Here is a 21,284-nt window from a genome sequence, read left to right on the forward strand (position 1 = left end):
TGATCGCTTCCGCGTCGGTTATGATCGGTTCGTCGGGGTTATGATCGGTTGGCCGGGGTTATGATCGGTTAGCCGAAGATATGATTGCTTCCGTGTCCGTTATGATCGGTTAGCAAGAGTTATGATTGCTTCCACGTCAGTTATGATCGGGTAGACGGAGATATGATTGCTTCCGCGTCAGTTATGATCGGTTCGTCGGGGATATGATCGCTTCCGCGTCGGTTATGATTGGTTGGTCGGAGATATGATTGCTTCCGCGTCGGTTATGATCGGTTGGACGGAGATATGATTGCCTCCGTGTCCGTTATGATCGGTTAGCAAGAGTTATGATTGCTTCCGCGTCAGTTATGATCGGTTAGACGGGGATATGATCGCTTCCGCGTCGGTTATGATCGGTTGGCAAGCAAACCGCTTACGATTTCACTTTTTTAATGCTTTCATTGGCATAATCACACCATTATTCGATATGATGGACAATGGAAGTGGGTGCGGTTTATGATTAACAAGTTATGGAAGATTGGTTTTTTCACTGGACTTACAAGTTTCGTTCTTCTCATAGTAGGTGTTCGAACTGTTTTGGGTCAAACGCTTGTCTTTACAAACTACTTAACATTTGGTCTTTTCGGGCTAATCATCGGTGTTTTTTCATTTTTACTGCTGTTTTACAATTTGAAAATTGCTTTCAGGATTTTCTTGATTGGTGTGGCTCTCGGTTTTGCAGAGTTTTTCCGCAGCTTGTTAATGAATCCGAAAGGGATAGGTGATGTACTCGGAATCTTGTCCTTGTTCATCATTTCTTCCTTTGGATTGGGACTGGCATTTATTGTCCAGTTCATCGTGATTTTAATGAAGAAAAAGGGCTAAGAACAAGAGCACCGAAGTCTAGATGATAAAAAGAGTGTGCAACTCCTAGTTCCCCTAGGAATTGCACACTCTTTTTAAATGGATTAGACGGCTTTATCTTTCTTAATTTGCTTACTTCGTAACTGACCGCATGCTGCGTCGATGTCTGTACCATGTTCAAGACGGACGCCGCAATTGATGCCTTTTCTTTTGAGTGTTTCATAAAATGCTTTAATGTCTTCTGGTGTACTACGGCGATACTGGTCATGTTCGTCAACCGGATTGTAGGGAATCAAGTTAACATATGATAGGTGACGTTTGTTTTCGAGTAGTTTTGCAAGCTGCTGTGCTTCCAGAACATGATCATTTACATCATGCAACATAATATATTCAAACGTGATTCTGCGGTTTGTCGTTTCCAAATAATAATCGATTGAATCCATCAATTTCTCAAGCGGGAACGCTTTGTTAATTTTCATAACGCGTGTACGCAACTCATTATTAGGTGCATGCAGAGATACTGCTAGGTTAATTTGGATATTTTCTTCTGCAAAATCCTTAATTCGTTGTGGATTACCACTTGTTGAAACGGTAATGTGACGAGCACCGATGGAAAGTCCTTTTTGATCATTGACGACACGAAGGAAATTCATCAAATGCGAATAGTTGTCAAATGGTTCGCCAATTCCCATAACAACAATATGACTTACGCGCTCATCTTCAGCTTTCGCGTCAAGGTGATGCTGCACTTCCATGATTTGTTCCACAATTTCTCCTGCTGTTAAATCACGGCTTTTTTTCAATAATCCACTCGCACAAAAACTGCAACCGATATTACAGCCGACTTGTGTCGTTACACAAACCGATTGGCCGTAAGGAAATTTCATTAAAACAGTTTCAATCAAGTTACCATCTTGCATTTTAAATAGGAATTTGATTGTGCCATCTTCTGATTCCTGTTTCACAGTCTGTTCTAGCGTTCGGAGGACATAGTTCGCATCCAGCAAGTCGATACATTCTTGATTAATATTTTTCATGTCTGCAAAGTTTGTTACACGCTTTTTATATAACCAGTCCCAAATTTGTGCAGCACGGAATTTTTTCTGCCCTTGATCCACTAACCATTCTGTAAGTTGTTCAATTGTGAGTCCATATATCGAATTCTTCATTAGTTATCCTCATTTCAAAAAATGCAATTCACATATTATACTACATGAAATTAGAAATGGGAACAACTAATTTAGTTTATAAATGTGAATTTCCAGCCCATAATCGCAAAAGACCCTCTATTATTATCTCCTCCGCAAATAAAGACTGTCCTTAATCTTTTTGGAGTTTTAAATTTTAAATTTCTTAACATGATCTTTTAAGTTTATTGCCATTTCATTAAGGGTCGTTGTCGTTCCAACCATTTCTTCCATAGAAGCCAATTGCTCTTCCATAGATGCAGCAATGTTTTGCGTATGGGAAGATGTCTCTTCTAATGATTGAACTGTTTCGATTGTAGATGCTAGTATTTCCTCAGAACCCGCAGAGATTTCTTGTATCGTTGCAGATACTGATTGATTTTTTTCTGTAATTTGAGTAATACGATTCAAAATGCTAGTAAACGATTTACCTGTTTCGCGTACGATTCCAGTTTCACGTTCCACATCTTCGAAAACCTTCGTCATGGCCTTCACAGAATTTTGAGAGTCATTTTGAATTTCTTTCACGAGCGTACTAATTTGGTTTGCTGAAGATGCGGATTGCTCAGCAAGTTTCCTCACTTCATCTGCGACTACACTAAATCCTTTCCCAGCATCGCCTGCACGTGCTGCTTCTATAGCGGCATTCAGTGCAAGTAAGTTTATTTGATCAGAAATAGCCGTAATAATTTCTATAATTTGACCAACTTCATTGGATCTCGTATTCATCAACTGTGTGATATCCATAGAAACTTTAACTGAGCTCGTTATCGTATCAATCCCTTGAATCGAGTCTAAAATAAGATGATTACCTTGCTTAGCTTCTTGGGATGCATCCATCGATTCTTCCGTTACTTTCATAGAAGAATCTGCTATTTCTTGCAGACCAATTGTGATTTGTTCAAGCGCCACCAAGTTTTGTGATGCACTACTTGCTAACGTATCGCTCGTCGAAGATACTTCTTGGGTCGTAACAGTCGTATGATTGACTACTTCTGTCATTTGCTCTGCGCTATAGGTCAAGTCATCCGAGGAAGTGATAACGTTGTCCGTCGCTACATTGACATGTTCAATCGTATTTCTCAATTCTTGCTGCATGTTTCGGAAACTGTGGGCAAGATGACCAATTTCATCTTGACTATTCACACTAACTTCTTTTGTCAAATCACCTTGGGCTACAACTTCTGTATACTTCACTAATTGTTGAAGTGGTTTCGTAATTCTTGTTGATAAAACATAAGATATTCCAGCCCCTACCACCAATGCCCCTAGCGTAAGTGCAATACTGATGACAAGTATTTTCCGGGTTAAATCAGGGATAAATTTCGCATCCTGATCGATTCCTATAATAGAATCTGTCCCTTCAATATGTAAATAGATTGATTTATGTACACCGTACTCATCCTCATAAATCTCACTGAACAATGGATGTTCCATGTTTAGCGCATCGTTTTGTTCGGATTTAAACGGATAAGGCGTAAGATAATCTGCCGTATCGGACAACGCAAGGATCATATCCTCACCATCAACTTTACTCATGATATAAACACTTTCTAAATCGCCTATCTCACGCGATTCATTGATTATAGCGAGTAATCTTTCATAGTCCTGTTTATTTGTCTTTGCTTTATTAAGCATCTCGGCATCGATATCTTTTTTCAAGTCTAGTAAATTCGTGTTGAGTACTCTCTCAAACTGGGGAATGACATTCTGATTGACAATTGACATAGATTGAAAATAAAAACCTAAACTAAATAATAAAGATAATACTGCAATTGGAATAATCGTTCCAAGCATTATTTTAGTTCTAATAGATCCTTTTTGTTTAAACAAACTAATTCCTCCTAAGATTTATACGAGTTGCGGTTCATAGAGCGATATAAAATTGCTCAATTCAAGTGTAAGCAATCGCTTATTTTCGTCAAATGTGTGATGTTTGAAAAATACAACAGAAAAAATAGGGTACTCTTTGTAATCCATATACCTATAGTCTAGTATTTCATTAAATTGTTGCTTAAAACTTTCATGGTCTACCGCTCGAATTAATTCAAGCGAAATCGACGGGTCAAATTCTGCACAAAGAAAACTATAAATCGCATTATCCATAGCCTCTATTTTTTCTTCCCAATTTGGTTTTAGCTGATTGAAATAATAATCATAAACGTCTACACCATAAGCATGTACGCCCAGTTCTGTCGTACCTATACCAGCAAAGCGGAATGGATTTACTTCAATTGGCACAACTTGTCCTTCTTTAGTTATTCGAACTTCAAAATGTAGCGGGAAGGAAGCCAGCGCATCAATATCCCCTAATTTTTCCAAAAAGTCCGAAATTGGAGCAAGTGTTTCACTTAATACACTTTTGCTTGTGTAATATATACGATCACTCATGTCTTTATCGTTAGCAAACATCCGCTTAAATAAATTTAAGATGACAGGTTTTCCCTCTTTAGTAAAATAAGCATCAATTGCATACTCGTCTCCTTGAATTAGCTCTTCTAATATGACAGTTTGGCTATCAATCACATCAGTAGGATACGCGGATGCTGAATCGTTTATATCGACTTTCAATTTTTCTACTGTGTGATGCCAATCTTCAATACAATCTATTCTATAAACCCCAACACTCGAGTAGCCGATAACAGGCTTAATAATAATAGGGAATGGAATTGATTCTAAAGGTATTTCATATAAATCTTGAATAGATACTTCACGGAAATAAAATGAAGGATAAATCTTTGTCATTCTCCTCCTAAATTCCGCCTTGTTTTTGAATAGTGATGTCCATTCGGCAAATTTACTCTCAGGTAAGTAATTCATTAACATAGCCAAACCATTTTCTGAATTAAATAAAAGAGGAGCAGAAGACTTCTCAAGTTGTTCAAAGAACAATGTCTCTTCAAGTAAATCAAGTTTTTCTTCCTCCGGAATCTGCACATCTCCTATTTTTAAAACCGGAGTACCTAATCGCTGTAAAGTTGATGAAAGTAATGTTGATACATAAGGCTTATCAAGTATAATCATTTTATTCTCCTTTTTTTGTTTTGTTCTACTATATTTTCATATTAGAACTTTTGTTTGTCCCTATATTATTGTCTTCCAAGAGACTATAGTATTGAGATTAAAAACATATTAATCCCTATGACCTATAGTTACCTAAGGAAAAATAACGGTTAATAACTCCCATTATCATACAGAGTAAGTTTTAAGAATGCTATGTATTGTATTAAAGTATCAATATTTTGTATAGTTAGAATCGGTTGATAGTTAATCCGGATTAACTCACAACTGTATTCTAACGGCTTTTCATTCTGCCTATCTCAAAATTTATTATTTAATTTAAGACATTATATTTCCAAAAATGCACCATAGGACTTTTAAACTAAATATTATATGCAACAGATTCTAATGCATAAATAAGCCATTTATAATTCTTATTACAATTATAAATGGCTTATTTATTATATTTAAATTACTTCATTGCTATTATTTTAATCATATTTTCTCTTTCCGTAATTCCCCTCACCTTCAAATCTATTACCTCACTCTAAAACCCACTGAATTCAAATAGTAAGTGGTCATTCATTTTTCTTTGCCATAATAAAACTAGGCATCCTCCATATTTCCTGGAAGATGCCTAGTTTTACTTATTTAAACTTCATCGCACTGCATTCTTTGCGGCTTTGTCCTTATTTATTTTCATGACAAGCGTTAAAATATTCAATAAGCTAAGTACCGTGAAAAAGATTCCAAAGCCAATTTGACCATCCGCAAATCGAGTAATTGCGAAATAACTCATGAATAATATAAGTGCAAGATCAATATATTTAGATCCCATGTCGATAACCTCCCCTGTTTACACAAGTATATCAGTTTCGATGCACTTTTCATTAAGTCATTTCATCTTAGAATCTAACAGTACATTACAAATTCAAAATGTCAGTCAACTTCTCAACTAATCGCTCCATCTGTTCATCTGTACCAACTGTAATACGCAAATAGTTGTCGATTCCAGGCTTGTTAAAATACCTAACTAACACGCCTTCTTTTTTTAATTCATTGTAGAGAAACTCTGCTGGAACAGTCTGATGTGAGGTGAAAACAAAATTTGCTTGTGAAGGTAGCACGTTGAAATTGAGCTGTTGCAACGTCTCGTTCATCTTTTCCCGTGTTGCAATGATTTTCTGAGTCGTCTCCTCAAAATAGTCTTCATCCTCAAATGCAGCTTTTGCTCCCACTAGCGCAAGACGGTCCAGCGTATAAGAATTGAATGAGTCTTTAATGCGAATCAATGCAGCAATTAATGAAGGAGCTCCCATCGCAAAGCCAACGCGTAAACCGGCTAGTGAACGTGATTTAGATGTCGTCTGAACGACAAGGACATTGTCGTATTTCCGAATGAGTTCAGTCGCTGATTTCGATGCAAAATCGATATACGCCTCGTCTATGATGACGACTTGGTCAGGGTTATTTTTGACAATCTCTTCAATGTGCTCAAGTTCAGCATAAATGCTAGTCGGCGCATTTGGATTTGGCAAAATGACGCCGCCTTCAGACTGAAAATAGTTATCCACAGGCAATGTAAAATCTTTATTCAACGGAACTTCCTCATAAGGAATATCGAATAACTTTGCATAGACCGGATAAAAGCTATATGTTACATCAGGAAACCGGATTGGTTTGCCAGGCTCAAAAAACGCCATGAAGGAGAATGCCAGAACTTCATCCGAACCATTGCCGACAAATACCTCTTCAGCAGTAAGTCCATAATGCAGTCCGATCGTTTCTCGTAGCTCAGTCGCTGTAGGAGATGGATACAACTGAAGGTTGCGCCCCATCTCTTGCTGGATTGCAGCTATCACTTTCGGACTTGGAGGATACGGATTTTCATTGGTATTCAGTTTCACGATGTCCTTTTGTTCAATCTGCTCCCCCGGAACATACGGGTCGGTCCGTTTCACCATAGAGCTCCAAAATTTACTCATCTCGCAGCACTTCACTTTTAGGTCGTCTTTTCCGCAATTCGTTTTTGACATCCTCAACACTAACACCTAACTCTTCCATCAATACAAGTGTGTGATACGTCAAATCTGCAAGTTCGCTCGTTACTTCAGCTTTATCACGGTTTTTTGCACCGATGACAACTTCAGTTGTTTCTTCTCCAACTTTTTTCAGAATTTTATCCAAACCCTCGCGGAACAGATACGTTGTGTATGATCCTTCTACAGGGTTGGCACGTCGATTTTTTATTTCATCCGTGATCTCATGAACGATTGAGCGAGTCTGTACTACCTCATCGAAAACTTGCTTGTGGAAACAAGTTACTTCTCCCGTATGACACGCTGGACCCAGTGGTGTAACTTGTACCAAAATTGAATCACCGTCGCAGTCCAGTGACAAGTTCTTCACAATTTGCCGATTGCCGGATGTTGCTCCTTTATTCCACAGCTCTTTTCTTGATCTGCTGAAAAACCAAGTCTCTTTCGTATCAATCGTCTTCTGCAACGATTCTTTATTCATATAAGCAAGCATCAGTACATTCCCTGTCCGGTCATCTTGAACAATTGCTGGTATCAATCCATTTTCGTCAAATGATAATGTGTCAATTTCTATTGTCATGGTTAGTCATTCCCAACAGGTTTATTTTTTTCAGCTAGATATGTTTTTAATTCGCCGATATTAATGTCTTCGAAATGGAATACGGATGCAGCAAGCGCAGCGTCAGCTTTCCCTTCAGTTAAGACAGTATGGAAGTGTTCAGGTTTCCCTGCTCCGCCGCTCGCAATAACAGGAATGTTGACCGCTTCCGCAATCGCCCTCGTCAATTCGAGGTTATAGCCGTCTTTCACGCCGTCTTCCCCGATACTATTAACAACAAGTTCACCGGCACCCAGTTTTTCGCCTTGAATCGCCCACTCGATAGCATCCATACCAGTATCTTTCATGCCTCCATTAGAGAATACAGACCACTTAGAAGGGCCCACTTCATTGACATCCATCGACAGGATAATGCGTTCAGAACCGAATTTCTTCGACGCTTCTTCAATTAAAGATGGATTGCTGAGTGCTGCACTGTTGATGGATACTTTGTCCCCGCCAGCATCAAACACCTTCTGAATATCTTCGACAGTCCGTATACCCCCGCCAACAATAAATGGTACGGGTACTTCTTTCGCAATTTCCGCAATAAGGTCAAGGAACATGGCTCGATTATTTGTCGAAGCGGCAATGTCGTAAAACACAAGTTCATCTGCACCGTCAGCTACATATTTCTTAGCCAATGTCAGTGGATCTGCAACTTCTTTAACTTCTAAAAACTTTTTCCCTTTTACGACTTTCCCGTTATCAAAATCTAGGCATGGTATTATCCGGTTGCTTGTCATCCTCGTTGTCCCCCTAATATTTTTTCTAAAGATATTTTACCTTCATACAATGCTTTACCAATAATTGCTCCGTATAAATCAAGTTCCCGTAACTGAATGATATCCTCTTCCGTGGAGACGCCGCCTGAAGCCACAATGTCGATGGAAGACGCATTGTCCATCATTTCCAGTTCGTTAAAATTAGGTCCTTGCATCATTCCGTCTTTCAAAATATCTGTATAAATGACTGTTTTCACACCGATTACTTCTAGTTCTTTTAACAAGTCAACTGCTAATACATCACTTGTTTCCGTCCAGCCATCCGTTGCAACGAATCCTTTTCTTGCATCGATGGAAACTGCAATTTTATCACCGTATTTTTCTACGGCTTGTTTTAAAAATGGTTTATCTTGAATCGCTGCCGTTCCGATGATCACGCGACTAACGCCGGATGCAATATGTGCGTCAATGATCTCCATCGTCCGAATTCCGCCACCTACTTGAACTGGTATCGATACGTTTTTAGCAATCGCTTGAATGGCTTCGCGATTTAATGAATTACCTGTTTTCGCACCATCTAAATCGACGACGTGAATGTAGTCAGCACCTTGCTTTTCCCACTCTAGCGCCATCGCTGTTGGTGAATCATTATAGATAATTTCTTGGTCATAATCACCTTGAATTAGCCGAACACATTTACCATCACGTATATCAATTGCTGGAAATAAAATCATTGGTGTTCCCCCTTATATATAGAATTCCATTGAATCCGCTACGGCGCTTGGGGATGCCCCCCGCCCTAAGCCGAGCAGCTTTGCCGCCAGTCTTATGGCTTCGGCTACCCCTTGTAAGGCGCCTTCGCTTAGTACATATGCCTATTCGAGTAGTACCTGCACACAAAGGTACTATTCTTATAGCATTCCCTTCGTAGATGGAACTCCTTTTACATCTGGATTAATCGCACTTGCTATGCGCAATGCACGTCCGAATCCTTTGAAAATTGATTCGATAATATGATGACTGTTTTTCCCGTACTGCAAATTGATATGCAATGTCACTTTGGCATGGCTTGTGAATGCTTGGAAAAACTCCTCAACAAGCTCTGTGTCGAATTCCCCTACTTTATCTTTCAATCCCTCAACGTTATAAACAAAAAATGGACGCCCGCTTATATCGATAGAAACTGTTGATAATGCTTCATCCATGGGTGTTGACACTGTCGCATAACGCTCGATGCCTTCCTTTGATCCGATACTTTCATAGAACGCTTGTCCCAATACAATTCCGATATCTTCGACGGAGTGATGCTGGTCTACTTCGATATCGCCATCACAATCAACAGCCAAATCGAATCGACCGTGATTTGTGAACAATGTCAGCATATGATCGAGAAAGCCCACTCCTGTTTTAATAGTTGTTGTTCCACTTCCATCAATCGCAAAGTCTAAATTAATCTTTGTTTCCGCTGTCTGTCTTGAAATCGATTTACTCCGCATTCAAATCCGCCTTCCTTACTTGAATTGAATTTGCATGGGCTGTTAAGCCTTCCGCATTCGCAATTGTGATAATGTCTTCGGCTACATCTTGCAATGCTTGCTCCGTATACTGAATAATGCTCGATTTTTTCATAAAGTCATAGACACCTAACGGCGATGAAAATGCCGATGTCCCGCTCGTTGGCAATGTATGATTCGGACCTGCCATATAATCGCCCAATGCCTCCGGTGAATAGTTTCCTAAGAAGATTGCTCCTGCATTGTGAATGAACGGTAATTGCTCCATCGGATTTTCCACCATAAGTTGTAAATGTTCCGGCGCCAATTTATTAACAAAGTCGTATGCTTCCTCCAACGATTCAACCAAGATAATGCGCCCATTATCAGCGATTGAAACTTCAATAATTCCCTTACGATCTGCTTGTTCAGTTTGCTTTATCACTTCTTTTTGAAGTGCTTCAGCAAATGATTGACTCGTCGTTACGCATACAGCTGTTGCCCGTTCATCATGCTCCGCTTGTGATAATAGATCAGCAGCGACAAACACTGAGACAGCGCTATTGTCTGCAACAACACAAATCTCACTCGGTCCTGCAATCATATCGATGGCTACGTCACCAAAAACCCATTTTTTCGCCCGTGCAACAAATGCATTTCCAGGCCCCGTGATTTTCACTACTTTTTTTACTGTTTCCGTCCCATACGCCAATGCTGCAATCGCTTGAGCACCACCAATTTTATAGACGATATCGACACCGGCTTCTTGCGCTGCTACGAGCACATGTGGATTCACTTTGCCATCCGCTTGAGGTGGTGTCACCATTGCAATCCTTCCGACTCCCGCAATTTTTGCCGGAATAGCATTCATAAGAACAGTCGATGGATAAGCCGCTTTTCCGCCAGGTACGTATATACCGACACTGTCTAAAGGCGTCACTTTCTGGCCAAGAACAATTCCTTGTTCTTGATTAATAAACCAAGACTGCTCTTTTTGAACTTCATGGAACGTAGTAATGTTTTGCTTTGCTTTTCTAAGAGCACTTAGGAATTGCCCTGTAATCAACGTCCGCGCCTCCGCAAACTCCTCAGGCGTTACAATCAAGTTATCTAGCCACACGCCGTCAAACTGTTCGGTAAAGCTTCTTAATGCCTGGTCCCCATCTTCACGGACTGTTTCGATAATTCCAAGCACAGTTCGGTCAAATTCAAAATTAGTTGTTTGTACTGCCGTTTGCTGCTCTTTCTCTTTTGTATATTGTTCCAACGTTACAATTCGCATAAATTATCACTCCAATGCAGCTTTTAAGTCCGAAATGACTTGCTGGATTTGACTGGTTCTTGTCGCATAACTTGCTTTATTAACAATCAATCGTGCACTGACATCTGCAATTGTCTCCAAGACGACTAATCCATTTTCTTTTAGTGTCTTGCCCGATTCAACAATATCAACGATGACATCTGCCATACCAATAAGCGGAGCCAGTTCGATAGAGCCATTCAACTTGATGGTCTCAATACGAATGCCTTTGCTGTCAAAATAGGCTTTTGTCACTGCTGGATACTTTGAAGCAACTGTCAGCAATGCACTACTCGGAAATTGTTTATCCGGAAATCCGGCAACAACCAGCTGACATTTACCAATTCCAAGATCCAACAGTTCATAGACATCAACTGGATCTTCCATAATCGTATCTTTACCAACAATTCCGATATCTGCTGCTCCTTTTTCGACATAGGTTGGAACATCAACTGCTTTCACGAAAATGAGTTTCACTTTATTTTCATCATCATAGATAACAAGCTTCCTGCTTTTATCATGATATTCTGAAAAACGAATGCCTGCTTTTTCAAAAAACGCTAACGCTTTATCAGCAGTACGCCCCTTCGCCATGGCGATTGTAAGATGTGTCATTTCAATTCAATCCCCCTACGAGTAATTCCAGCAAAGCCTTTAAGTCCGGAAATGGTGTAACTTTATCTTTATATAGAAATGAATTATTTTCTTTCTCCAAACGTATCGAGTAAACACTCTGTCGTGGATCCGCCTGTTCCTTTTGCTCTGAAAATGACAGCACACTATAATTCCGTTCCCGTAATTCATTGGAGATGGCAATGGCTTGTTCCAATTGGCTATCTACATATGTTATTTTTACATCGATTGGAAAGCGGGATGTAACTTCCTTGCTATCTGCCGCTTTAACTAACGATTCAATTTCACATGCAAACCCAATCGCTGGAAGTCTAGCACCAAACTCGTTTCCTAACTCATCGTAGCGCCCGCCCATTAAAACAGGTTTCCCAAATCTTTCGACATATCCTTGGAAAATAACCCCTGAATAATAACCCATATGATTAATCAATCCCAAATCCATGACGATATACTGTTCTAATCCGTACATTTTCAATATACTGTAAACATCCATTAAGTAATCGAGGGTGTCCTGCATTTTTTCCGTTAAGGCGATCCCTGTTGTCCGTTCACTCACATCAACTGGGTTACCGTATAAAAACGGGATCCGTTCGATTACTTCTCTCACATCATCGTCAATGTTTAGGTTCTGCAGAAAAGGTCCAATTTCTACAACGTTTTTCGCTTGTATCAATGACTTCAATTGATCAATTTGAAGTGAAGTAAGTGGTAATTTTTGGACAAGTTCATTGAAAAATCCAGCGTGCCCTAATTCTATTTTAATATCATTAAATCCTAAATCTTTCATTAAGTGACACGCTAGTGCAATTACTTCTGCATCCGCTTCAGGTGAACTATCGCAAAAATATTCAATGCCTGCTTGTGTGCGTTCGATACTGTCATTTTTATCAAATGGCTGACGGAACACCTCTTGTACATAAAAATAGCGAAGTTCACTCGAAAGGTCTGGGAAATTTTGTACCAGTTCTCTTGTGATTGGAATCGTGACATCGGGTCGTAATACCAATACTTGCCCTGTATGATCGATTACTTTAATCATTTCATTTTGGTTGATTGAGCTTTTTACTTTTGAATATAAATCGTATTGTTCAAAAGCCGACGTTTTAATGCGTTTATAGCCATATGTGGTAAAGCGCTTATTGATCGTCTTAATGATTCTTTCAAACTTTTCACTATCACTTAACATTCGTTCAGGATACACTTCGTTTCTAACCATTTCCAACACCCCTTACTTCACTACTTTACTAGACTAAAGTTATTTAGTACTATAAAGGTATACCAACGAAATGTCAACAGGAGGAATGATTATTAATGTTCGATTATCACATGCACAGTTCGTTCTCAGCAGACTGCCCAGTTCCAATGGAAGATATGATTAAGGGAGCGATTCAAAAAGGATTGACTGAAATTTGTTTTACAGAACATATCGACTATGAATATCCCGATGATACAATCGTTTTCGACTTTGATAAAAAGGAGTACGCAAGCAAATTGATAGAAATGCAGAAGAAATATGAAGGGCATATTCGTATAAAAAAAGGCGTTGAAATCGGTGTACAACCACATATACTGGACAAATACGACGAGCTTATGGCTAAGGAAGTATTCGATTTCGTCATTTGCTCCATGCATACCGTTGAGAAAAAAGGATTACACTACGGAGAATTTTTCGAGCATAAAACCATAGAAGAAGCGTATGGTATTTATTACGCAGAGTTATTATATTGTGTAAAAAACTATAAACAATTTAATATCCTCGGTCATGTTGATCTCGTGAAGAGGTACACAAAAAAAACCGTGTGATAACCCTTTCCATACTGAATTGACGGCAATTTTTAACGTTATTATTCCAGAAGGTAAAGGTATTGAGTTGAATACTTCTGGTGTCCGCTACGGACTGGCAAACGGCATGCCAAGTGATGATATTTTGAAACTATATAAACAATGCGGAGGCGAAATCATCACACTTGGTTCCGACGCACATAAACCTGAAGACATTGCATTCCAATTCAGTGAATCACTGCAATTGTTGCAGTCGATTGGATTCAAGTATATCACTACATTCGATAATGAAAAACCTACTTTTCACGCAATTAGTAATATGATGTGAATTAAGAAAAGCGCAAGTGCCTAGGCACTATTCCATGTTGAAAAACTTATACTTTTCTTCACTCCTGGTGATTAACCAAAAATAACCTGTAAATAACTTGATCACACACTGGGCGCTGTGCATATAGTTACATTTTGATTGCTTTGGATTGAATGACTTCTATACGATTACCGAGATCCCTACACACTTTTTTCGGTAATCGTATGGTGGTTCTTCATCCGCCGCGCTCCAAATGCATAACTACACGTAGTGCTGAAGTTTTTTTGGACGAAAGAATAGCTGGCTTCTTCACTAGAGAAAAGCCGCCAAAGATGCAATTTTGGCGGCTAATGCTTTCTCTATGGTTTTTCTTTTTTATTTTAAAGAAGTGTCACTTTCTATAAGGTATCACATGATTAGATGCATACTCTTTGCTAAAAGTAAGCAAGAAACACATTGTACAAAGTACTAAAGTGTCCGAAATTTTATCTTCGGGCACTTACAATCTCTGTAGAAAGTCATCTATTCATTTCTTTCAAAGCAGCTGCATTTTTCACTTGAATAGTGTAGGAACGCGACAGGCATCTATTCACAATAGAATTACAGAAGAGAATGAATACTCCTTCGGAAGCGAGCTGGAAATGGTCCAGTGTAGATGGAGGATATCAAGCCCTTCTCACCAGTTTTTTATGCGAATAAATGGTTAATCAACAGATGTGACTTTTCTTATCTTTTTAATCAAACGGTCCAGTACGCCTCTACTAACTAGAGACGGACTGGACCGTTTTTACACACTATTACTCCGCTTGTTTAAATATAGAGATAAAATTAACAACCATTTTTGCAGCTTGTGCACGTGTAGTTGAGCTGCTCGGCATGAATTTTCCTTCGAATCCAGTTGCAACATCTAATTCATGAAGCATTGAAATGGCATTTACTACTTCCGCATTATAGTTACCGTAATCAGAATAAGGTGCTTTAGTAGAGGCCTTATACGCCTTTCCTGTTACGCTTCCATATGCACGTTCAATCATTAGAGCTAATTGTGCGCGTGTTACTAAATCAGTTGGATTAAAGTTTCCTTTATTCCCTTTAATAATTCCATATTTATAAGCGGCATTGATGTCAGCTTTGGTCTTATCTGCATAATTACCAATATCACCAAATGGGGCTACTTCATCCGTTTTCAGACCTAATGCGCGTACAATTATTGTAGCGGCTTGCACACGTGTTAAGTTTTGATCAGGTTTGAATGTCCCGTCCGGGTAGCCACCAATGATTCCAGCTACGGCTGCATGTTCAATATAATTCTTCAAGCCATGATTGGCGATATCCGAGAATAATATTGGTGTTGGTGTCGATGAATCTGCAACCGCTACACTGATTGTTGGATTATGAACACTTTTGTTTCCAGCTTGATCTACTGCCACTACTGAAAAAACATACGTTGTATTTGCAGTAAGATTTTCTACTTTATATGTCGTAATGTCTCCAGCTACAGTTGCTAGTTTTTCTTCACCTCTGTATATTTCATAACTCGTTACGGCTACATTATCACTAGCTGGTTGCCAGTTTAATTTCACCGAGTTTGGACCCGGCGGATCGGCGACGAGGCTACCTCCTGTGATCCATGTATTAGCTGGTAGCATATTCGCCCAAAATTGCTCAGTCACTTTTTTATAGCCTGCTTCACTTAAGTGGATATTTTCCGGATTTGGAAGGTAGGTCTTGTAGTCTGACGCAATTACGTCACCAGTTGGCACGAAGATTGCTTGCGTCCCCACTAGGCCTGTTGTAATGGCTTTATTCAACATATCTAGTAATTGTTTGAGCAATGGCTGCAGGTCTTCCGACATATAAGGAAACGGATTATAGTAACCCATGACATACACTTGCGCATCAGGATTGATTTCATTGATTTGAGCCATAATCGATTTGTAGTTTGTACCTACTTGCTGAAGCGTCGTCAGCGCCATTTTCTGATCAATAATGGCCTTACCTATCGTCGGATCTTGTTTGAAAAGCGGTAAAATATCATTTGCACCGGCGCTAATTGTGATAACTTCTGCATCTTTGATGGATTGTTGAAGTTTAGCTGTCTTCTCTTCAAAGCCAATGCCGTGGATATCCTTTGTGACGTTCAGTTTAATATCATTTAAAACGTCTGTTGTTTTATAGCCTGGATACGAGAATCCTTTGTTATATGTTTTCAAAGCCCCTATCTCCATCATTGACACCGCTAAGAAATCTGCATAGCTCTTCCCTAATTCATTGTTAGGAGTGACACCTGCCGCCAACGAATCACCTATAGCAAGATAATCGATTGGCAACATCCAAGAAGGAGCACTCGCATCTATTTCAGCTGCTGAAAAACGGTACGGTACAACAATCATTTGGATCATAAGAGCAATTACAAAAAGCATTCGAAATTTGAACTTCGATTTCACCATAACCTGCCTCCTATTTTATGTTTTTGCGAACACCCTACCTCGATATAACTCCTTGTCACACCACCTTCGTATTTAACCGTGCCACCCAATACTATTCTTGACTAATTCGACATAGAATACTAATTTTCCTTCGCTGTGATTAAATACCGTCGTTTAGCATTGAAAACACTTTTTTCAGCATGTAGTACTATTTATTCCCATGAAAAACGAATTCTTATCAACCATCACAGACGTGTTGATTAACCAAAAGTAACCAATTAATAACTTAATTGACTACTAGGCGCTCGGTTTACAGTTGCTTCTGGCTCGCTTTGGATTGAACAACTTCTATACATAACTGAGCTATTCCTATACATTTTCTTCAGTAATCGTCTGGTTGCCGTTCATCCGTCGCTCTCCAAAGGCAAAGGTACACGAAGTGCTACTGCTTTTGGGAACGAGGGAATAGAGGGGGCTCCTCACTGGATAAAAGCCGCCAAAGATGCAATTTTGGCGGCTGAAGCTATCTCAATGGTCTTTTATTATTTTAGGCAGTGTCCTTTCGATAGAGGCTTATATGATGTAAAGTATAAGCCTTACTAAAGAACACCTTGTACAATGTACCAGAGTGCCCGAAATTGCATCTTCGGGCACTGATCACTTGTGAAAAAGGTAATTCTTCTTTACTTCTAAAGCAACTGCATTTTTCACTTAAATAGTGTAGGTTTGCGACAGGTACTTATTCACAATAAGATCACCGAAAAGGGGGTGGCTAGGAATGACGTTGTCATTCCTAGCCACCCCCGCTCCTCCGTTACTCATATCTTGAATAGTGTGCCGAGAGCGAACCGGAAATGATCCAGTGAAAATGGCGATATTCAAGCCTCTTCTTACTTGTTATTTATGCAAGAAGATGGTTAATTAACAGACGTGCAACCATCATTAAAAATGGCGGTTGCACGTTTATAAGTTAAGAAATTATAAGTTTTTCACCAGGCGCCTTGCGCTTTTCTTGGTGTCTAGACTCCAGGCGCCAGCCGCTCTGGTCATAAGCAATCCAGTTATGTGGCAAAGAGCGCCACTTCACTGGATCGACTTATGCCTGTCGCGTCTAAACGGCCCCTTGCGCTTTTCTTGGTGTCTAGACTCCAGGCGCCAGCCGCTCTGGTCATAAGCAATCCAGTTACGTGGCAAAGAGCGCCACTTCACTGGATCGACTTATGCCTGTCGCGGGCCTACAGGATGTAGGTCATGCAGCTGTTGCCACAGGACGTGGCGAACTTAGGCTGCGTTCATTTGTAAGGCGCCTTGCGCTTTTCTTATTTCCCTACAATGTACGTTTTCACAAGGGCGATACGTTCTCTCACAGTCAATTTTGCTGCCACTACTTTCGGCGTTTCAGCCGACACTGCATCTGACTCAAGACCAAGGCTAGCCGCAATTTTCCGTGCTCTCGCCAGGTGATAATCACTTGTGATGATTGTGATCGAACTAATTTCAGACGGCAACAACTTTTTCGAGAATAAAATGTTTTCATAAGTGGAAGTAGACGCCGCTTCTAAAATAAGCCGTTCCTCGGCGATGCCATTCTCCGTTAGAAACCGTCTCATCGCTTCCGCTTCGCTAATAGGCTCATCCGGACCTTGCCCGCCCGATAAGATTATCGTCACATGTGGATACTCATTAGCGTACTGTAGCGTAGCATCCAAACGATACTGTAATGATAGCGATAGAGAATCTTTTTTCACTCTAGCACCGAGTACGATTACATAGTCATTCGTGCCATCTGCTGCAGGTTCTAATCCCTCATCCATCCATTTGCCCGTTAGCCACCATAAAAACAGACTAAAAATAGTAAGTGTAATTGCACAAGCTATAGCTATTTTCTTTGATTTTTTCATTACAATCACTCATTTCAACTGTTCTACGAAAATTTTATTCTCCATCAATAAATTCATATAAAACGGATCTTTTCCGATTGCATAAACTCGGTCACAAACGGTAGTAATTTCGTCCATATCATGAGAAGTGTACATAATCATTTTCCCTTCATTTTTCGCCAACCTATGCAAATATGAACCTATCTCCTTTTTGGATTTAAGATCGATACCAACTGTAGGTTCATCTAACAACAAGAAAGTCGGATCATGGAGTAGGCTGATTGCTAGGTTCAATTTCCTTTTCATACCGCCCGATAACGATTGAACTCCTTCCTTCCAATGCGTCAATTGCATGTCCAAACAAAGTTGCCGACATTCCTCCTTTGTACGTTTTTTCCACGACAGCTGTTCAAAAAAAAGCATATTTTCCTCTACTGTGAGTTCCTCCCAAATCGATATATCTTGAGGGACATAACCGATTAAGCGCCTGATGCCCTTTACATCAGTCATATAAGAAAGTTCATCCAATTGAATATCGCCTTGTGTCGGCTGAATAACTGTCGCCAATAGTTGAAGCAAGGTTGATTTTCCTGCACCATTTTCCCCAACGAGACCAACAATTTCTCCCGGCTTCATTTGAAAAGACACATTTTCTAAAACGGTCTTTTCCTTGTACTTTTTCTGTAGTCCCGTCACGTTAAGCATTTGCCTTCCCTCCTTTATGAATCCAAACAGTGAGCAAAGCAATCATAACGAAAAGCCATGTCAGAGGTATCGTCCCATCCAGTAACGATTGGACCGGACTAAGTTCTTCAATCCACGGCCACTTTCCCTTCAACCCATCCATCGGTATGATTGACCCACCGACTACAATCAGCAGCAACGCAATCCCCAGGCCACTTATATAGTACATAAACAATTGCTTGTAGACGTTTGCGAGTAGAAACGCCAGCAAATTTATCGTCAGCCGGAAAGTAAATAGTGAAATCAGAACTCGAATTGTCCATGCTTCCTGGAATAATGATGAGAAGATGAACGCCGTGACAAGATCCATGAGGAAAATGATAACTGTAAAAAACAGCAATGATAAACATGCATACTTTTTAAAAGAGATTTCAGTGAATAACCAGCGCTGACGCATCGATGGTCGATTTTCTTTTAGCATCCAGTCGAATAGGAAGAATGTCGTGATGATTGCGAAGAATGCCCAAACACCCCATGCTTTCAGTAGCGGTAACGTTTGTTCTTCAGCGGTATTTTCCTTATCATAATAAGAAAAACTCGATCGGAGCAGTGCTTCACTTTTTTCCCTTTCGCGACTACTCTCAATAACTTCTTCGTAACTCCATTCATCTTCCATACCATAATCAGAGAATAATTGTTTGATAACGAAAGCTGCTTTTGAACGGGCTGCATCTTGTTGAGCATAGGACGTAATCGTTTCGACGACAGCTCGATAAGCAAAAGACCGATTGGAAGAGTATGCCTCGATAAGCTGATTTCGCCGGTTTGCCAGTATATGATCTTCATACCCCTTGCGAATAACGAACACACTATCCAACTCATGCTGTTCGAGTTTATGTAGTGCTTCATCCAAGGGTATGAACTGGATATGGAGAAGCTCCGTACTCGCGATATCGTCAACTAGACGCGCTGCCATTTCAGTCTGTTCCTCAACGACAAGAGCTATCGGCACTCTAGTCTCCTCTTGCCAAGTCACAACACCTTGCATAATTAGCACTGTCATAACGATTGGCAGAAGCATCCAGCATAAAAGACTTTTCCAGTCCTTCTTCAAACGCATCAAGCGGATAAACACAACATTTTTCATCGAATCCACCTCTCTTTTCCGACTGTTGATAGCCAAAGAAGGAGTAGTCCGATAGTAGCAATGACAGTTAGTGTTATGAAGTTCGCATAGTTTCGCCCTTCCAATACAATATCAATCATCCAATTCAAGCTAACGTATGAAAAGATATACGGTAAAACACCTTGTATCACTTGCGGAAAGTAGAGCGTCGGTATAACTGCACCACTTGTGAAAATTAGTACGAACGTATAGAAACTTTGTAATAAAAGAATGACTTTTCGAGATGAAATCCAGACATCGATTAGCGCTATGCCAACTAAAAACAATAAAGCATTAAGAATAGTAAATAAACCAAACCGGAAATAATCAATAAAGAAAAGTTCAAATCCAACAAACTCACCGATAATGAAAAAGGCTACTGCCGCAACGACAAGGCTATATCCTAAAGAGACCAGAATTCTTGCGAGGATACGTTGCCACGTAGTTACACCGAACAGTTTCATCCGAATTAGCATCGAGGAATGCTCTTCTTTCCCTAAAATAGTATAGATGGCGAAAAGCCAGACTGACATAGTTATAAACCAGCCGGACAATATGTAATAGTGCGTTGGTGATGACGTCGCCACATTTGTAATCATTTCTTCATCAACTAGCTTATCTTTTCCAAGTGTGTACAAACTGAAATCCATAAACTGTTGAAACATCATTTCTTGTCGTTCTTCTTTGGGCATATCCGTTTTTTTTGCGTACTCATTGACGGTAAGAATAGTCGACTGAGCTACAGAGATGTAACGCATCATACTTTCCACTAACTCTTTCACAAGAAAACTATCTGTTGGACGCGATGGGTTTCCAACAATAGGAACCGTCACGGATTGACCTTCATACAAATCCTCCGTAAATCCGCTCGGAAATGTAAAATAGGAACTGATTTGGTTTTGCTCCATAAGTTTCACAGCATTTTCTTTCGTTATTGATATGATTTGGATGAACTGATTATCCGAGGCTGTTTCTTCCAGTAGCCCACTAAACAGTATCGTTTCCTGCGTTCTGTCTTCATCAACCAAAGCCACCCGGATTGGTGAATCTTCTTCAGGCAGCAGTAAACCAGCCACCAGGAACAACAGTGAGCCTATCAAAATAATTGGAAATAGAAAAAGAAGAAGAAGTGTTGCCCACTTCTTCTTCAACTGTTTATTATATTGGCGCATGAAAAATAGTATTCTTCTCATGGATAGCATAATGGTCACTTCCATTC

At 39.8% G+C, this 21,284-nt stretch carries 20 protein-coding genes; 3 read left to right on the forward strand and 17 right to left on the reverse strand.

Features of this window, described 5'->3' with window-relative positions; genetic code table 11:
* Positions 1-495: 495 nt before the first annotated feature.
* On the forward strand, positions 496-864 hold the full coding sequence (locus MKZ26_RS07670; RefSeq protein WP_340765521.1) for a hypothetical protein: 369 nt from the start codon (positions 496-498) through the stop codon (positions 862-864).
* Positions 865-947: 83 nt separating this feature from the next.
* Here MKZ26_RS07670 and rlmN read toward each other — a convergent pair whose 3' ends face one another.
* From rlmN to hisZ, 12 genes are all read right to left on the reverse strand, one after another.
* Positions 948-2,012 (reverse strand): 23S rRNA (adenine(2503)-C(2))-methyltransferase RlmN, encoded by a 1,065-nt coding sequence (gene rlmN / locus MKZ26_RS07675; protein ID WP_067207103.1) that lies wholly within the window; start codon positions 2,010-2,012, stop codon positions 948-950.
* Between the two features lie 168 nt (positions 2,013-2,180).
* Positions 2,181-3,863 (reverse strand): methyl-accepting chemotaxis protein, encoded by a 1,683-nt coding sequence (locus MKZ26_RS07680; RefSeq protein WP_340765523.1) that lies wholly within the window; start codon positions 3,861-3,863, stop codon positions 2,181-2,183.
* Positions 3,864-3,881: 18 nt separating this feature from the next.
* Complete coding sequence (locus MKZ26_RS07685; protein WP_340765525.1) at positions 3,882-5,054, reverse strand: ATP-grasp domain-containing protein; 1,173 nt, start codon at positions 5,052-5,054, stop codon at positions 3,882-3,884.
* A 634-nt stretch (positions 5,055-5,688) separates the two neighbouring features.
* Positions 5,689-5,868 carry a hypothetical protein gene (locus MKZ26_RS07690; RefSeq protein WP_067207096.1) on the reverse strand — a complete coding sequence of 60 codons (180 nt, stop codon included), beginning with the start codon at positions 5,866-5,868 and terminating at the stop codon, positions 5,689-5,691.
* 85 nt (positions 5,869-5,953) lie between these two features.
* On the reverse strand, positions 5,954-7,015 hold the full coding sequence (gene hisC / locus MKZ26_RS07695) for a histidinol-phosphate transaminase (protein ID WP_340765527.1): 1,062 nt from the start codon (positions 7,013-7,015) through the stop codon (positions 5,954-5,956).
* Entirely contained in the window at positions 7,008-7,649 is a 642-nt protein-coding gene (gene hisIE / locus MKZ26_RS07700; RefSeq protein WP_067207090.1) for a bifunctional phosphoribosyl-AMP cyclohydrolase/phosphoribosyl-ATP diphosphatase HisIE, read from the reverse strand. Before hisIE ends, hisC begins: the two co-directional genes overlap by 8 nt.
* 2 nt (positions 7,650-7,651) lie before the next feature.
* Positions 7,652-8,413 (reverse strand): imidazole glycerol phosphate synthase subunit HisF, encoded by a 762-nt coding sequence (gene hisF / locus MKZ26_RS07705; protein ID WP_340765528.1) that lies wholly within the window; start codon positions 8,411-8,413, stop codon positions 7,652-7,654.
* Complete coding sequence (gene hisA / locus MKZ26_RS07710; RefSeq protein ID WP_340765530.1) at positions 8,410-9,126, reverse strand: 1-(5-phosphoribosyl)-5-[(5-phosphoribosylamino)methylideneamino]imidazole-4-carboxamide isomerase; 717 nt, start codon at positions 9,124-9,126, stop codon at positions 8,410-8,412. Before hisA ends, hisF begins: the two co-directional genes overlap by 4 nt.
* A 177-nt stretch (positions 9,127-9,303) precedes the next feature.
* On the reverse strand, positions 9,304-9,888 hold the full coding sequence (gene hisB / locus MKZ26_RS07715) for an imidazoleglycerol-phosphate dehydratase HisB (protein WP_340765533.1): 585 nt from the start codon (positions 9,886-9,888) through the stop codon (positions 9,304-9,306).
* The gene (hisD, locus tag MKZ26_RS07720; protein ID WP_340765535.1) at positions 9,878-11,167 is read right to left on the reverse strand and encodes a histidinol dehydrogenase; all 1,290 of its coding nucleotides are present in this window, start codon (positions 11,165-11,167) and stop codon (positions 9,878-9,880) included. Before hisD ends, hisB begins: the two co-directional genes overlap by 11 nt.
* Before the next feature lie 6 nt (positions 11,168-11,173).
* On the reverse strand, positions 11,174-11,800 hold the full coding sequence (gene hisG / locus MKZ26_RS07725) for an ATP phosphoribosyltransferase (protein WP_187047147.1): 627 nt from the start codon (positions 11,798-11,800) through the stop codon (positions 11,174-11,176).
* Position 11,801: 1 nt separating this feature from the next.
* The gene (gene hisZ / locus MKZ26_RS07730; protein WP_340765536.1) at positions 11,802-13,034 is read right to left on the reverse strand and encodes an ATP phosphoribosyltransferase regulatory subunit; all 1,233 of its coding nucleotides are present in this window, start codon (positions 13,032-13,034) and stop codon (positions 11,802-11,804) included.
* Between the two features lie 95 nt (positions 13,035-13,129).
* Here hisZ and MKZ26_RS07735 point away from each other — a divergent pair, with 95 nt between their 5' ends.
* Together MKZ26_RS07735 and MKZ26_RS07740 are read left to right on the forward strand one after the other, a co-directional pair.
* A complete protein-coding gene (locus MKZ26_RS07735; RefSeq protein WP_340765538.1) occupies positions 13,130-13,621 on the forward strand; it encodes a histidinol-phosphatase HisJ family protein in 492 nt (163 codons plus the stop codon).
* A 67-nt stretch (positions 13,622-13,688) separates the two neighbouring features.
* A complete protein-coding gene (locus MKZ26_RS07740) occupies positions 13,689-13,928 on the forward strand; it encodes a hypothetical protein (RefSeq protein WP_340765540.1) in 240 nt (79 codons plus the stop codon).
* Positions 13,929-14,704: 776 nt separating this feature from the next.
* On the opposite strand, the gene MKZ26_RS07745 is transcribed toward MKZ26_RS07740, so the two are convergent.
* From MKZ26_RS07745 to MKZ26_RS07765, 5 genes are all read right to left on the reverse strand, one after another.
* Positions 14,705-16,357 carry an S-layer homology domain-containing protein gene (locus MKZ26_RS07745; protein WP_340765542.1) on the reverse strand — a complete coding sequence of 551 codons (1,653 nt, stop codon included), beginning with the start codon at positions 16,355-16,357 and terminating at the stop codon, positions 14,705-14,707.
* Positions 16,358-17,655: 1,298 nt separating this feature from the next.
* The gene (locus tag MKZ26_RS07750) at positions 17,656-18,237 is read right to left on the reverse strand and encodes a YdcF family protein (RefSeq protein WP_340765544.1); all 582 of its coding nucleotides are present in this window, start codon (positions 18,235-18,237) and stop codon (positions 17,656-17,658) included.
* Between the two features lie 9 nt (positions 18,238-18,246).
* Positions 18,247-18,921 (reverse strand): ABC transporter ATP-binding protein, encoded by a 675-nt coding sequence (locus MKZ26_RS07755; RefSeq protein ID WP_340765546.1) that lies wholly within the window; start codon positions 18,919-18,921, stop codon positions 18,247-18,249.
* Positions 18,914-20,047 carry an ABC transporter permease gene (locus tag MKZ26_RS07760; protein ID WP_340765548.1) on the reverse strand — a complete coding sequence of 378 codons (1,134 nt, stop codon included), beginning with the start codon at positions 20,045-20,047 and terminating at the stop codon, positions 18,914-18,916. The genes MKZ26_RS07755 and MKZ26_RS07760 overlap by 8 nt, the downstream gene beginning before the upstream one ends.
* Positions 20,044-21,282: an ABC transporter permease gene (locus MKZ26_RS07765; RefSeq protein WP_340765549.1), complete on the reverse strand. Its 1,239-nt coding sequence runs from the start codon at positions 21,280-21,282 to the stop codon at positions 20,044-20,046. The genes MKZ26_RS07760 and MKZ26_RS07765 overlap by 4 nt, the downstream gene beginning before the upstream one ends.
* Positions 21,283-21,284: the final 2 nt, after the last annotated feature.

The sequence above is a fragment of the Sporosarcina sp. FSL K6-6792 genome (assembly GCF_038004885.1).
Taxonomy (GTDB): domain Bacteria; phylum Bacillota; class Bacilli; order Bacillales_A; family Planococcaceae; genus Sporosarcina; species Sporosarcina psychrophila.

What these genes read in the sequence shown, in the direction of transcription:
- MKZ26_RS07670 (WP_340765521.1), top strand. Translation starts at nt 496, where the DNA reads ATGATTAACAAGTTATGGAAGATTGGTTTTTTCACTGGACTTACAAGT.
- rlmN (WP_067207103.1), bottom strand. Translation starts at nt 2,012, where the DNA reads ATGAAGAATTCGATATATGGACTCACAATTGAACAACTTACAGAATGG.
- MKZ26_RS07685 (WP_340765525.1), bottom strand. Translation starts at nt 5,054, where the DNA reads ATGATTATACTTGATAAGCCTTATGTATCAACATTACTTTCATCAACT.
- MKZ26_RS07690 (WP_067207096.1), bottom strand. Translation starts at nt 5,868, where the DNA reads ATGGGATCTAAATATATTGATCTTGCACTTATATTATTCATGAGTTAT.
- hisC (WP_340765527.1), bottom strand. Translation starts at nt 7,015, where the DNA reads ATGAGTAAATTTTGGAGCTCTATGGTGAAACGGACCGACCCGTATGTT.
- hisIE (WP_067207090.1), bottom strand. Translation starts at nt 7,649, where the DNA reads ATGACAATAGAAATTGACACATTATCATTTGACGAAAATGGATTGATA.
- hisF (WP_340765528.1), bottom strand. Translation starts at nt 8,413, where the DNA reads ATGACAAGCAACCGGATAATACCATGCCTAGATTTTGATAACGGGAAA.
- hisA (WP_340765530.1), bottom strand. Translation starts at nt 9,126, where the DNA reads ATGATTTTATTTCCAGCAATTGATATACGTGATGGTAAATGTGTTCGG.
- hisB (WP_340765533.1), bottom strand. Translation starts at nt 9,888, where the DNA reads ATGCGGAGTAAATCGATTTCAAGACAGACAGCGGAAACAAAGATTAAT.
- hisD (WP_340765535.1), bottom strand. Translation starts at nt 11,167, where the DNA reads ATGCGAATTGTAACGTTGGAACAATATACAAAAGAGAAAGAGCAGCAA.
- hisG (WP_187047147.1), bottom strand. Translation starts at nt 11,800, where the DNA reads ATGACACATCTTACAATCGCCATGGCGAAGGGGCGTACTGCTGATAAA.
- hisZ (WP_340765536.1), bottom strand. Translation starts at nt 13,034, where the DNA reads ATGGTTAGAAACGAAGTGTATCCTGAACGAATGTTAAGTGATAGTGAA.
- MKZ26_RS07735 (WP_340765538.1), top strand. Translation starts at nt 13,130, where the DNA reads ATGTTCGATTATCACATGCACAGTTCGTTCTCAGCAGACTGCCCAGTT.
- MKZ26_RS07745 (WP_340765542.1), bottom strand. Translation starts at nt 16,357, where the DNA reads ATGGTGAAATCGAAGTTCAAATTTCGAATGCTTTTTGTAATTGCTCTT.
- MKZ26_RS07750 (WP_340765544.1), bottom strand. Translation starts at nt 18,237, where the DNA reads ATGAAAAAATCAAAGAAAATAGCTATAGCTTGTGCAATTACACTTACT.
- MKZ26_RS07755 (WP_340765546.1), bottom strand. Translation starts at nt 18,921, where the DNA reads ATGCTTAACGTGACGGGACTACAGAAAAAGTACAAGGAAAAGACCGTT.
- MKZ26_RS07760 (WP_340765548.1), bottom strand. Translation starts at nt 20,047, where the DNA reads ATGAAAAATGTTGTGTTTATCCGCTTGATGCGTTTGAAGAAGGACTGG.
- MKZ26_RS07765 (WP_340765549.1), bottom strand. Translation starts at nt 21,282, where the DNA reads ATGGAAGTGACCATTATGCTATCCATGAGAAGAATACTATTTTTCATG.